The sequence below is a fragment of the Flavobacterium paronense genome, assembly GCF_030409795.1.
Classification (GTDB): Bacteria; Bacteroidota; Bacteroidia; order Flavobacteriales; family Flavobacteriaceae; genus Flavobacterium; species Flavobacterium paronense.
On the sequence record NZ_JAUFQN010000019.1, the window covers coordinates 1,392,604 to 1,406,528 of the forward strand.

Consider the following 13,925-nt stretch of genomic DNA (forward strand, 5'->3'; position numbering starts at 1 on the left):
CTGAACACTCATTTTGTACGCAATACTTGACATAGAAACCACAGGTGGACAATTTAATGAAGAAGGCATTACCGAAATTGCCATCTATAAATTTGACGGCCATGAAATTGTTGATCAATTCATTAGCTTAGTAAATCCTGAAAAACCGATTCAGCCTTTTGTGGTGAAACTAACTGGAATAAATAATGCTATGCTCCGCTCGGCACCAAAGTTTTATGAAGTTGCCAAACGTATTATCGAAATTACCGAAGACTGCATTGTTGTAGCGCATAACGCTTCCTTTGATTACAGAATCCTAAGAACAGAATTCAGTCGTTTGGGCTATGATTATATAAAGCCAACACTTTGTACTGTTGAGTTATCACAAAAATTAATTCCGGGTCAACTTTCTTATAGTTTGGGGAAATTGGTTAGAGCACTAGGAATTCCGGTTACTGATAGACATCGTGCCAGTGGTGACGCATTGGCTACTGTGAAATTGTTTAAAATGATTTTAGCAAAAGATACTGAAAAAGAAATTTTAATCAGTTTAATTAAAGCCGAAATCAAATCGGGCTTAACCCCAAAATTATTAGATATTGTTGAAAGTCTACCAACAAAAACTGGAATTTATTATATTCATAACGAAAAAGGCAATCTGATCTATATTGGCAAAAGCCGAAATATCAAGAAACGCATTAATCAACATTTTACTGGAACATCTGGAAAAAGCAAAAAGATTCAGCGTGAAGTTTTTGCTGTAACGCATGAAGTTACAGGAAGTGAATTGATTGCTTTGTTAAAGGAAAGTGAAGAAATAAAAATCAATAAACCCATTTATAATCGAGCGCAACGTAAGACAATTTTTCAATGGGCATTATATTCTGAAAAAGATGAAAATGGTTATTTGGCTTTAATACTTCAAAAAGCAGATGGCAGAAAAAAAGAGATTACATCTTTTACTTCAATACAAGAAGGGAAAAATTCGTTACTAAAAATTACCGAGAAATATAATTTGTGCCAAAAGATAAATGGCTTATACGAAACTAAGAATGGTTGTTTTCAATATAAAATAAAAGAATGCAATGGTGCTTGTTTGGGCAAAGAAGCTCCTGAATTATATAATGAACGTGTGGAAGAATTTATTCAGGAAATGAAGTTTGAAAATGACAACATGGTAATTATTGACAGAGGCAGAACGGTTGATGAACGCTGTGCTGTTTTAATTGAGAACGGAATTTACAAAGGCTATTGTTTTTATGATTTGAATTATCAGGTTAACAATATCGAAATCTTGAAAAACATTATCATTCCGATGCAGAATAACCGTGATACACGAACCATTATTCAAGGCTATTTGAGAAGAAATAAGGTAATAAAGATTGTCAAATTTTAATGAACTATCTAATCACAATCATTGGTCCAACAGCAATTGGAAAAACTTCCTTGAGTATTGCTTTGTCCCAACATTTTGGTTGTGATATCATTTCGTGTGACAGCCGACAGTTTTTTAAAGAAATGCGCATTGGAACTGCTGTTCCGAGTGAAGAAGAATTAGCTTCGGCTACGCACCATTTCATCCAAAATAAATCTATTCTTGAGAATTATACAGTTGGAGATTTTGAGAAAGAAGTCATTGTCAAATTAGATGAATTGTTTCTTAAAAATAACATTCAAATTATGGTTGGTGGTTCAGGTTTATATGTAGATGCTATTCTAAAAGGGTTTGATGAATTTCCAGATATTAATAATTCGATTAGAGAAAAAATAAATGCTGATTTTGAAGAACTTGGAATTGATTACCTACAAAATAAGTTGAAAGATTTAGATGCAAATTATTATCAGCAATTGAGGTTGGAAAACCCGCAAACATTACAAAATCCACAACGAATGAAACGTTTTGTTGAAGTTTGTATTGGAACCGGAAAACCGTATTCTTCTTTTTTAAATCAAAAGAAAAGCCAACGTAACTTCACTCCTATTATCATTGGTTTGGAAGCTGACAGAGTAATAATGTACGACCGAATTAATCAACGTGTAGATATAATGATTAATGAAGGCTTGGTTAATGAAGCTAAAAGTTTGTTTCCAAATAAAGAATTAAATGCACTACAAACCGTTGGTTATAAGGAGTTGTTTGATTATTTTGAGGGTAAGATTACATTAGAATTTGCTAAAGAAGAAATTAAGAAAAACACGCGTAGGTTTTCAAAGCGCCAATTGACTTGGTTCAAGCGAACTGAAGATGTTAAATGGTTTGATTTTAAAGCAGACAAAAATGATATTGTGAATTATATAAAATCCCAAATCCTAATTCCTAAATCCTAAATTATCATGCCTATATCAAAAGACTTTACTTCTTTACTAAACAAAGATTGGGAAATTTCCTTTTTACAATGTTATCCTAATGGTCGTTTAAAGTATACTGATTTATGCAATATATTGCAGCTAACTGCGGCTGATCATGCAGAATTAGGTGGCATCAGTTTTAGTGATATGCAAGTGCATCATCAGGCCTGGGTTTTAAGCAGAATGCGTGTTGAGATAAAACGTTTGCCAAAATGGAAAGACGTTGTAACGGTTAAAACGTGGATTAATTCATTAGAGAATTCGCGTTCTATTCGCTGTTTGGAGTTGTATATTGGTGCTGAGAAAATTGTGGGTTGTGAAACCTTTTGGGCTGTTTTTAATACGCAAACGCGTCGTCCTGAAAATTTGGCTTTACCACATTCCCATTTTGAAAAATACCCTGAAGATAAAGCAACTGTAATTCAATTTTCTAAAATTGACACCACGATTGACAAGACATTTGTGATAGAAAAGACAATTCTTCTTTCTGATTTAGACATAGTAAATCATGCTAACAGCGTTAAATATCTAGAATGGTGTTTGGATTATGTTGATCCACAATTGTTGTTAAATCAAAGAGTTGAAAGTTTTGAAATGAATTATCTAAAGGAAGTTTCATTGGACGATACAATTGCTATTGAGAAAAGTGTCGTAGAAAATCCGATGATTTTTACTGTGAATGCCAACAATAAAATTTGTTTTGCTTTACAACTGAATTTGAAGTAGAAACAAATCTCCTAGCCCGGATTGAAACGGCATCCTTTTTCTTGTTAAAGAAAAAGATATAGTGAAAAGCCGGATTAGCTACTAATTAAAAATGGCTCCAATTTCTTGAAGCCACTTTACTTATTTTTTTACGACTAATCTAAAACCTTCTCCGTGTATGTTAAGAATTTCAACATTAGGTTCTTCTTTCAGATATTTTCTTAGTTTGGCAATATACACGTCCATACTTCTTGAGGTGAAATAATTATCTTCTCTCCAAATTTTGGTTAAAGCCAGTTCTCTTGGCATTAAATCATTTTCATATAAAGCCATCATTTTTAACAATTCAGACTCTTTTGGAGATAATTTAATTGGTTCCTGATCTTCAAATTTCAAGTAACGAAGCTTTGAATTTAGAAGAAATCTTCCTATTTGGAACTCAAATTTTGCTGGTTCATTTTTATTTTCAGATGCTTTTCTTTGAATGATTGCTTTCACTTTCATCAGCAATACATCAGAATCAAATGGTTTGTTTAAGTAATCATCAGCACCAACTTTGTATCCTTTTAAAACGTCTTCTTTCATTGACTTGGCAGTCAAAAAGATTAAAGGCACATCTTTGTTTTTCTCTCTGATTTCTTTTGCCAAAGTATAACCATCTTTATAGGGCATCATTACATCCAAAATACACAAATCGAAATTGTCTTTTTTGAATTTTTCGAAACCTTCCATACCATTTTTGGCAAGAGTTACATCGAAATCATTCAGTGTCAGGAATTCTCTCAAAACTATTCCGAAGTTTTGGTCATCTTCCACCAGTAGTATTTTTTTATTATTTTCCATAGCTTTTTTTATTTTAATTTATGAGTGGGACTTTAATTATAAATGTGCTTCCTTTTCCTTTTTCGCTTTCTACAAATATTTCACTGTTGTGGTCTTCAACAATTCTTTTAACATATGCTAGACCTAATCCATGACCTTTTACGTTGTGCAAATCTCCAGTATGCTCGCGATAGAATTTTTCAAATATTCTTTTTTGGGCTGCTTTCGACATTCCGGAGCCTTGATCTTTAATCTTGATAATGATAAAATCTTTTACATTTTCAGTTTGAATATCGATTATTGGTTCTTCTGGTGAATACTTAATAGCGTTATCCAAAATATTGACAATCACATTAGTAAAATGAACATCGTTTAATAAAACCGAAGTTCTAGTTGCGTCAAAATGTGTTGTTATCTTTCCGTTTCTATCTTCTACAATTAAATTCACATGTTCGATAGCATCTTCAATTATCTCGTGAATGTTGTTAGATTCTTTATTGATATCCAATTCTTTCTTCTCCAGTTTTGAAATACGCAATACATTTTCAACTTGTGCATGCATACGCTTATTTTCATCCTTTATCATTTGCAAATAGCGAAGTACTTTTTCTTTATCGTCAATAACTTTCGGATTCTTGATGGCGTCTAATGCTAAATTTATCGTAGCAATCGGCGTTTTGAATTCATGTGTCATATTATTAATGAAATCGGTTTTGATTTCTGAAATTTGACGTTGCTTTATCAATTGGTTTAAAGCGCTTGAATAGGCAATAACAATGATTAGCGTAAAAATGATTGATAAAATGCAAATTCCAACCAATTCTGAAAACAAAAACTTCTTTTTTTGCGGAAAGGTTAATAACAATTGATATTTATTATTACCGTCATTATCGATAAAAATTGGAATAGAATAAGTAGATTGTTTTTCGTACTTGAACCGTTCTGATTTTATCTTTGTTGCCAAACCATTACTGTAAACATTAAACTCAAATGGAGTTTTTACACCATATTCATTAAGTTCTTCAGACAATAGTTTTTGCACCATTTCATTAGTAACTCTTTCTTGTATGGGCTTTACAGCTGCTATATCTTTATAAACGATTTCAAATTGTGCATTGTCTAATAAATCTAGTCGTCCAGATTTTTCGATTTTTACATCTGGAGAAACTTTTTGTTTTAAACTTGAATTATCAATATCACCGTTGTAAATCTCAGTTTTCCTTTTGGAAGTGTAATTTTTGAGTTTTACGCTATCTAATTTTTTATCAAAGAACGAGGCCGAAATTCCGTAGTCTTCGGATATTATACTGTTTGAATATATTATTGTTTCATTAGTTCTTGAATCTCGTTGATAATAACCAAACTCTAAAAAATCACTTTTTTGAGGTGTTTTCCCGGTGCTGTCTTTGAGACGATTGTACATTTCATAGTACGAATATTGCTCATTCTTTTGCAATTTATCAGCAACATTTCCTAGAACTTGTTTTACATGATACTTAAATTGTTCTTCGTTGTTCTCGAAAGACCTATCAAACCAATAAACTTGAACCAGAATTATACCGATTAGGGATAAGCTCATTAAGATAACCAGTAAGCGAAAGAAAAAATTATTCATCACACAAATTTAACATTTTAACATTTATACAATAAATACATTAACCAAACATTAACATCTTGTATATAAATTATTGATTTTTCAATAATTTTAGTATTTCATCAACTTGCTTTTTGGTAGCATCAACTGAAAGATTATGAATAACATAATCGCTTTTTGCAATTCTTTGTTCATCAGTCCATTGGTTTTGCATTCTTTTTAAAACAGATTCTCTATCTGTATTATCACGTTCAATTACTCGTTGAAGTCGAGTTTCTATAGGAGACGTTATTGTTATTACTGCGTCACAGTATTTATTGCTTCCAGATTCAAATAAAATGGCGGCTTCTTTTACTACGAAGGGATAATTTTTATGTTTTTCGACCCAAGTATAGAAGTGTTTTTTAACCTCAGGATGAACTATGTTGTTAAGTTTTTGCAGCTTTTCTGGATTGTTAAAAACAAGTTGTGCTAGTTTTTCACGATTAAGCTTACCATTATCTAAAATTCCGTTTCCGAATTCATTACTAATTGCTTTAATAATTTTATCAGACATCATTAATTTTCTAGCTTCATCATCGGCAATATAAACAGGAATACCCAATGATTTGATATACTCTGCAACCATTGTTTTTCCGCTGCCGATTCCACCTGTTAATCCTATTATTTTAGTCATTTTTTTAATTTAAAGAATAATTCAGGAAATGCAACTTCTGGTTTTTGTTTTAAAAGAATAACTTTTATGTACGATTCCAAAAAACCTCTTCCATATCCAAAGAATTGTATTAAAACAGCAATTAAGGAAAGAAAACCAATTTTAAAACTTTTATTTTGAACTGTTGCTTCAACCAATAATAAAAAGAAATAAAATGTGTAGAAGAGTATTGGTAATTTAAAACCAAATAGAAACATAACTAGAGAAACTGTAAATCCTAATATAAATAGCGTCGGGAAGAAAAATGTAAGCTTATTATATTCAGGATACCAACTATTTAAAATTGGTCTAGCTTTGCCAAATTTATATACTTGCACTGAAAATTTATCCCAATCAATTCTTCGCTTATGATATACGAATGCTTTTGAGAAAAGTCTAGTGTCATAACCTAATTTCCATAATCTTATTGTTAAATCCGGATCTTCGCCTGGATGAATATTTCCAAAACCATTGGAATCATCAAAAGCTTTTTTAGAAATACCCATGTTAAAACTTCGGGGCTGAAATTTAGTTAACTTTTCAGAACCTCCTCGAATCCCTCCTGTTGTCAAGAAAGATGTCATAGCAAAATTTATAGCTTTCTGAACATCTGAAAACGAATCTAAAGCAGTATCAGAGCCACCAAAGCAATCAACATAATTGGTTGTTAATTCTTTCTCAACTTCAGTAAGATATTGTTTTGGAATAATACAATCTGAATCAAAAATAATGAAGTAGTCTCCTTTAGCTACTTCCATTCCGTAATTTCTAGAGTCTCCAGGACCAGAGTTTTCTTTAAAATAATATGAGATGTTTAATCTTTCTTTGAAATTTTCAACCTCTTGTCTACAAGTAATAGAAGAGCCATCTTCAACAATTACAATCTCATATTTTTTTTTATAATCTGAAATAGAAAGACTTTCTAAAAGCTCTTTAATTTCATCAGGTCTATTATAAACAGGAATGATAATTGAAAAATACATGTCATAAATTTTAACAAAGATAGGTTTTATACAAAAAAAAACCACCTAAAATTTAGGTGGTTTTAGTATGTAAAAAGAATTTAAGTTATTCTTTAATAACCTTAATAGTTTTTGCTTGGTTATTAGATGTTACTCTAACCATGTATGCTCCTTTTGATAGATTTGACATATCAACATTTGCATCGTTAGCATTAATAAAATTAGAACTTACTTTTTGACCTAGCAAATTGTATACTTCAACACTTGAAATTTCTTGGTTATACGATAAGTTCAAGATGTTTTTTACAGGGTTTGGATAATAAGAAAAGTTATTATCATTAAATGCTGGAACTGCTAAACCATCAGTACAAGTAGCTGTACCTGCACCAGTAATAACTGTTGAAAAATTACCAAAATCTGTTGGTGAAAATGATGTTGTTACAAAATAGTAATCAGTACCAGTTGTTAAATTTGTGGTAATTACTGAACCAGGTCCTGAATCATCATTTCCAGCAACAAAATTTGTAAGTTGATCATTTGGATCAAATGAATTTTGATAAACAAATATATAACCATCGAAATCCTGAGTACTGGTAAATGTGTAAGAACCTCCGGTATCAACAGTGAATGGCCCATAGATGTGATATGAGATACCAACTCCTACTCCTGATAATCCTGTTCCACTTGCCAATGGTCTGTCCCATGTGCTACCACCAAGAGATGGATCCGCCAAGGTTCCAACAAGATCACAATTTGGGGTAACAGCAGGCGGAGGAGTTACAGTTAAAACTCCGCTAACATAAGTTGTTCCGTCCCATACACCACCTCCAGGAGGAGGGCTGTAACCACCATAAACAAAGGCACCACCATTTAATTGAAAACGAGTTGCATAATAATAGGTACCAGGAGCTAATGTTGCACCAATAGCAGCTTGGTATTCATCATTATTTCCAACAGCACCTGAGTTCCAAGTCGCAGCTACCCAATTAGTCCAAGTGTTTGGATTTGTGTCTGCGCCTAGTGGACTAATTCCAATCCAAGCATTAATGCCTGGAGCTTGACCTACAATATTTGGGGCTACATCAGTTAAACCACCTTCATAAACTTGACCATAAACAGTAACATTACCTCCTACTTGAAATGTCGCACTACCTGGATATTGTAAATTAACATAATCTGGTAAATCAAAAATTGTAGGAGCAAATGTTATTGACCAGCTATCAACTGTTCCTGTATCTCCAGAGGCAACATCACACACTCTTAAAATCCATGTTCCGTCAGCATTAACAGCATTTAAAAGACCTAAATTTCCTTCTGGCGTATATGTACCAGTAAATGGTGCTGTACCAGCAGTAATAGATGTAGCTCCATTAGCGCTGAATACAGTGTTTGTATAATCAGTACCAGATCCGCCGTTGCCATTAGATAATAAAACTATTGTTCCATCAGGTGCAACCAAAGAAATAACTAAATCACCATCAAAAGTGTGCGTTATACTGAATCCGACTGAGCTAAAACTATTGGTTACTCCAAGAACACCGACTCCAGAAACTGTTACAGGAAAATCGTGAGTGGCATCACAATTATTATCTGTAATTGGACCTGTTCCACCTGTAAATGTTTGAGCAAACAAACTTATTGAGGTAAAACACATTAAAAATAAATAAGTAATTTTTTTCATATTGTTAAAAGTTAAAAGTTAATTGCCATAAATATAAATAAAAATAAAAATAGATTACAACTAAATTGTTTGTTTTAAATAATAATCATTACATTATTATCAACATGTTAATTTTTGATACTTGAAATTGTAACTAATTCATTTGATTCAGCCTTGTAATCAACATTATTTAATCCAAAACCAAATAAGTTAAGAAAATCTTGTTTGTAACCAGCTAAATCACCAATTTCTGTCAAATTTTCAGATGTTGCTTTTGCCCATAATACTTTTATTTTTTCTTGAATATCTTCTCTCATTTCCCAATCGTCAATTCTTATTCTACCTTTTTCATCAGTAGGAACTTCTTTCCCAGAGTAAAGTCTTTGTTCAAACAATCTTTGTATTTGTTCGATACAACCTTCATGAATACCTTCGGCTTTCATAATTTTATATAAAAGTGAAATATAAAGCGGAATTACAGGTATGGCAGAACTTGCTTGTGTTACTAAAGCTTTATTTACTGATACGTAGGCTTTACCATTTAAAGACTTCAAATCATCAGTAATTTTGAATGCTGTTGCCTCCAAATCATCTTTAGCACGACCAATAGTTCCTTTTCTATAAACTGCTTCAGTAACTTCTGGTCCAATGTAAGAATAAGCTATTGTTGTTGCTCCATTAGCTAAAACACCGGCATTTTTTAAAGCATCAATCCACATCTTCCAGTCTTCACCACCCATTACAACTACAGTATTGTCAATATCTTCCTGATTTGCTGGTTCAATAGTAACTTGAGAAACTAAACCAGTATGAAAATCAACTGTTTTGTTTGAAAATGTTTGACCGATAGGTTTTAATACTGAACGATGCAAAACTCCAGTAACTGGGTGCATACGAACTGGCGAAGCCAAACTGTAAATTACCATATCAATCTGACCTAAATCTGCTTTAATTAAATCAATTGTTTGTTGTTTTACTTCATTTGAAAAAGCATCACCGTTTATGCTTTTAGCATACAAACCAGCTTTGTGAGCTTCTGTTTCAAAAGCAGCAGAATTATACCAACCTGGAGTTGCTGTCTTGCCTTCTGACGGTGGTTTTTCGAAGAAAACTCCAATCGTACCTGCATCTGAACCAAAAGCACTTGTTATTCTTGAGGCCAAACCAAAGCCTGTTGAAGCACCAATAACTAAAACTTTTTTTGCGCCATCAATATGTCCTTTTGATTTCACATATTCAATTTGATTTTTAACATTTTGAGCACAACCTTCAGGATGAGCTGTCAAACAAATAAATCCTCGCATTCTTGGTTCTATAATCATATGATATGTATTTATGTTAGTTTTTTTTGAGATACAAAAGTAATAAATTAGCCTTTCAATTCAACAATGCTTTGGCATGGTTAACGGCTGAATCTGATATATCTTTCCCTGAAAGCATTTCGGCTATTTCAATTATTCTTTCATCGTTGTTTAGCAATTTCAATTCAGAAACAGTATTTTCTCCTAATACAGTTTTGAAAACTTTATAATGATTTGCTCCTTTAGCCGCAATTTGTGGAAGATGTGTTATGGCAAAAACCTGCATTGTTTTACTCATATCTCTCATAATTTCTCCCATCTTATTGGCAATTTCGCCAGAAACACCAGTGTCTATTTCATCAAAAATGATAGTTGGCAATTTTGAATATTGCGATAAAATTGACTTCACTGCCAACATAATTCTGGACATTTCACCACCTGAAGCTACTTTTTTCAGCACACCAAAATCGGTTCCTTTATTAGCAGAAAATAAAAACTGAAGTGTGTCTTTTCCGTTATTGTGATAACTTTCTGAAGGAATAATTTCGATTTTAAATCGAACATTTGGCATACCTAACAGATTCAAAATATCAATAAGCTTTTCAGTTAAATTAGGAATCGCTTCTCTCCTACTTTTCTTTATTTTATTTGCAACTTCATCTAATTGCAATTCAAAATCTTTGATGTTATTTTCAAGTTTTGCAATTTCATCTTCTAAAGTTGCAACCGAAACAACTTTGCTTTCTAAATCCGTTTGAATCTGAAGTAATTCTTCTATAGTTAAGACGTTATGTTTTTTTTGAAGGTTATAAACTAGTTGTAATTTTTGATTTATAGTTTCCAGTTTTTCAGGATCATTAAAAACCAAATCTGATTCCCGATTTAACTCTTTAACTATATCATCAAATTCGATTAAAATACTATTTACACGTTCAAAAAGCGATTGGTAATTAGCAGAAAAATTAGTGTTTTTTTGAAGTGCCGTTTTAAACTCTTTTACGTTTTTTATAATCCCAAACTCTTCTTCATTTGCAATAGATAAAAGTTTATCCAGATTTTCTTTAATGAATTCTACATTGCTTAACGCTTGATATTGTTGCTCTAATTCTTCTAATTCACCTTCTTTTAAATTAGCAGATTCCAATTCCTGATATAAAAACGCATTATAATCTTTCTCTTTTAGAATCGTTAAAAACTGATTTTTTTTAGATTCTAAAGTAGATTTTGCAAAACGATATTTTTTTAAATCGGATTGAAATTCTATAAGTAACTCTTGATTATTAGCAATTGCATCAATGATTTTAAATTGATACTCTTCTTCCGATAACTCTAAAGTTTGATGCTGTGAATGCACATCTATTAGGTAAAAACTTAAATCTTGTAGTTGTTGAAGATTAACCGGACTATCATTTACAAATGCCCTTGATTTTCCAGAAGGAAGAATTTCTCTTCGAATAATAGTTTCTTCTTCGTAGTCTAAATCATTGGTTTCGAAAAAAGATTCTAAACTGTATTTTCCAATAGAGAAATGGGCTTCAACGATACATTTTTCATCCTTATTTTTAAGTGACGTTAAATCGGCTCGTTTTCCTAAAACCAAACCCAATGCACCAAGAAGTATTGATTTCCCAGCTCCTGTTTCACCTGTTATAATTGAAAATCCGTTCGAAAAATCGATTTCTAGTTTTTCAATTAAAGCAAAATTTTCAATGGATAATGATGTAATCATGTTCAGATAAAGAAGAAAAGTTTAAGTAGTAAATGTACTAATTATAACTTAATAGCTGACCATTTAGCCGTATTGAGTGGTGACAATTTATTTAAATTATCAATAGTTTCTGATAATGAGACTTTTGGACCACCTGATAAAATAGAAACCAATTCATCTACTTTGGCATCAAAAAACACTCGGGTTAAAAAAGCATTCGGGCGAACTGCATACACTTTTGATAAGGTTGCAATTGCATCAATAATTTTATTTTTTGAAGCTTTTACATCAGCAGTCATTGTATCTAAACCTTCTCTGTGATATTGATATAGAGCTTCTCTGTATGCATCATAAGTTCCTCCTAATACGTCTGAAACTAAGAAATATCTATTTTGGTTTCCATCATTTTGACTCCAACCTTTATAACCACTTTGTTGGGCTACATTAAGTATTTGTTGAGCAACTTCATAATTTTTATTTCCTCCCATCAAAGTATAAGTATCGGAATCAAACCCAAGAATCATATAACTGTAATATGCCAAAACGGAAACTAAGTTTGAATCAAAGTTGGATGGGTTAAATTGTAAATTTTCAAATTCAACATAACGGAAACTAAAATCCTTGTCATTAAAGTTGAATACTGGCGATGCGTAAGTTGAATTAAAAACCGGTCTTGTCGATTGTACCTGAATAGATGCAGAAAACTGATTGGATTCATAGCTGTTCACTATGATTACCATAGAACATTCTATTTTCTCATTTTGTTTGTATTCTTCTCCTGTCCAATCAGTTTTGTTTACAAAATCACTTATAGAAGTTTTTAGGTTTTTAAATATCTGATTGTTAGTTGTTGCTACTTTGTCTGAATTGATCTGAACTGAACAGTTTAACTGCTGAGCTTGTGCCAGTCCAACAAAAAATAATAAAAGAAAACTGATTCTATTTTTCATAAAAAGAAATTACTTTATTCATAATATCGATCGCAACCAATTCTTTTAATTTTAAATCCATTGGTTCAACAACAAAATCCTTATCAATGAAGGTAATTTTATTAGTTGTTTTTCCAAAACCAGCACCTTCATCCATTAGCGAGTTTAAAACAATCAAATCTAGGTTTTTTTTCTGAATTTTCAACTTTGCATTTTCAATTTCATTTTCAGTTTCTAATGCAAAGCCAATTAAAAATTGCTGTTGTTTAATTTTACCCAACGATGCCAATATATCCTGCGTTTTTTCAAGTTCGATTGCTAACGAAGCTGCTGCTTTTTTTATCTTTTGTTTTGCAACAAATTTTGGTTTGTAATCGGCAACTGCTGCTGCGCAAATTGCAACATCAACTTTTTCAAAATACTCATGGCATGCGTCATACATTTCCTGAGCAGAAGTCACTCTAATTAAATTAATAACGGCTTTTTTTGTATTTAAGTGTGTCGGTCCGGAAATTAAAATTACAGAAGCTCCCAATTCAGCTGCTCTTTCAGCAATATCAAAGCCCATTTTACCAGATGAATGATTCCCAATAAATCTCACAGGGTCAATTGCTTCATAAGTTGGGCCAGCAGTAATAAGTATTTTTTTACCTATTAAAGGCAATTTGCTTTCCAAATCTTTTTCAAGAAAATCAACAATGTTTTCTGGTTCTGCCATTCTTCCTTCTCCTGATAATCCGCTGGCAAGTTCACCTTTTTCTGCAGGAATAATAATATCTCCAAATTGCTTTAATGTATGAAAACTGGCAACAGTTGAAGGATGTTTGTACATATCTAAATCCATTGCAGGTGCAAAATAGACAGGACATTTAGCAGAAAGATAAGTGGCAATTAAAAGATTGTCGCAATTACCATTAACCATTTTAGATAAAGTATTGGCAGTTGCAGGAGCAATAAGCATTAAATCGGCCCAAAGACCTAATTCGACATGATTATTCCATTGGGCATTCTCGTCTTCTTCATTAAAAAAGGTAGAATGAACAGGGTTTTTTGAGAGTGTGGATAATGTTATCGGTGTTACAAAATCCTTAGAAGCAGGTGTCATTATCACTTGGACATGTGCACCTGCTTTTATGAATAGTCTAACTAATGTTGCTGTTTTGTATGCGGCAATTCCTCCGGACACACCAAGTAGTACTTTTTTACCGCTTAAAACAGACAT

General features: G+C 32.1%; 12 protein-coding genes. 3 read left to right on the plus strand and 9 right to left on the minus strand.

Translation table 11 applies throughout. The features are described from left to right. Window positions 1–13 precede the first annotated feature (13 nt). Genes QWY90_RS07475 through QWY90_RS07485 form a run of 3 tightly spaced genes read left to right on the plus strand, consistent with a single transcriptional unit; the run spans window position 14 to window position 3,054 of the window. The gene (locus QWY90_RS07475; protein ID WP_290285252.1) at window positions 14–1,375 is read left to right on the plus strand and encodes an exonuclease domain-containing protein; all 1,362 of its coding nucleotides are present in this window, start codon (window positions 14–16) and stop codon (window positions 1,373–1,375) included. Next, window positions 1,375–2,307, plus strand: a complete 933-nt coding sequence (gene miaA / locus QWY90_RS07480) for a tRNA (adenosine(37)-N6)-dimethylallyltransferase MiaA (RefSeq protein ID WP_290285253.1) — start codon at window positions 1,375–1,377, stop codon at window positions 2,305–2,307. The genes QWY90_RS07475 and miaA overlap by 1 nt, the downstream gene beginning before the upstream one ends. Before the next feature lie 6 nt (window positions 2,308–2,313). Continuing rightward, entirely contained in the window at window positions 2,314–3,054 is a 741-nt protein-coding gene (locus tag QWY90_RS07485) for an acyl-[acyl-carrier-protein] thioesterase (RefSeq protein WP_290285254.1), read from the plus strand. Window positions 3,055–3,174: 120 nt separating this feature from the next. On the opposite strand, the gene QWY90_RS07490 is transcribed toward QWY90_RS07485, so the two are convergent. The 9 genes from QWY90_RS07490 to coaBC form a co-directional block, all read right to left on the minus strand. Beyond that, window positions 3,175–3,876 carry a response regulator transcription factor gene (locus QWY90_RS07490; RefSeq protein WP_290285255.1) on the minus strand — a complete coding sequence of 234 codons (702 nt, stop codon included), beginning with the start codon at window positions 3,874–3,876 and terminating at the stop codon, window positions 3,175–3,177. Window positions 3,877–3,889: 13 nt separating this feature from the next. Then, the gene (locus QWY90_RS07495) at window positions 3,890–5,470 is read right to left on the minus strand and encodes a sensor histidine kinase (protein ID WP_290285256.1); all 1,581 of its coding nucleotides are present in this window, start codon (window positions 5,468–5,470) and stop codon (window positions 3,890–3,892) included. A gap of 70 nt (window positions 5,471–5,540) precedes the next feature. After that, window positions 5,541–6,125, minus strand: a complete 585-nt coding sequence (coaE, locus tag QWY90_RS07500) for a dephospho-CoA kinase (protein WP_290283941.1) — start codon at window positions 6,123–6,125, stop codon at window positions 5,541–5,543. Then, window positions 6,122–7,126, minus strand: coding sequence for a glycosyltransferase family 2 protein (locus tag QWY90_RS07505; protein ID WP_290285257.1), 1,005 nt, complete (start codon window positions 7,124–7,126; stop codon window positions 6,122–6,124). The genes coaE and QWY90_RS07505 overlap by 4 nt, the downstream gene beginning before the upstream one ends. Window positions 7,127–7,211: 85 nt before the next feature. After that, window positions 7,212–8,786 (minus strand): T9SS type A sorting domain-containing protein, encoded by a 1,575-nt coding sequence (locus tag QWY90_RS07510; RefSeq protein ID WP_290283942.1) that lies wholly within the window; start codon window positions 8,784–8,786, stop codon window positions 7,212–7,214. A 107-nt stretch (window positions 8,787–8,893) separates the two neighbouring features. Further along, window positions 8,894–10,087 carry an enoyl-ACP reductase FabV gene (fabV, locus tag QWY90_RS07515; protein WP_290283943.1) on the minus strand — a complete coding sequence of 398 codons (1,194 nt, stop codon included), beginning with the start codon at window positions 10,085–10,087 and terminating at the stop codon, window positions 8,894–8,896. Between the two features lie 55 nt (window positions 10,088–10,142). Then, window positions 10,143–11,795, minus strand: coding sequence for a DNA repair protein RecN (gene recN, locus QWY90_RS07520; RefSeq protein ID WP_290285258.1), 1,653 nt, complete (start codon window positions 11,793–11,795; stop codon window positions 10,143–10,145). 41 nt (window positions 11,796–11,836) lie between these two features. Next, window positions 11,837–12,724: a type IX secretion system protein PorD gene (porD, locus tag QWY90_RS07525; protein WP_290285259.1), complete on the minus strand. Its 888-nt coding sequence runs from the start codon at window positions 12,722–12,724 to the stop codon at window positions 11,837–11,839. After that, window positions 12,714–13,925 carry a bifunctional phosphopantothenoylcysteine decarboxylase/phosphopantothenate--cysteine ligase CoaBC gene (gene coaBC / locus QWY90_RS07530; protein WP_290285260.1) on the minus strand — a complete coding sequence of 404 codons (1,212 nt, stop codon included), beginning with the start codon at window positions 13,923–13,925 and terminating at the stop codon, window positions 12,714–12,716. The genes porD and coaBC overlap by 11 nt, the downstream gene beginning before the upstream one ends.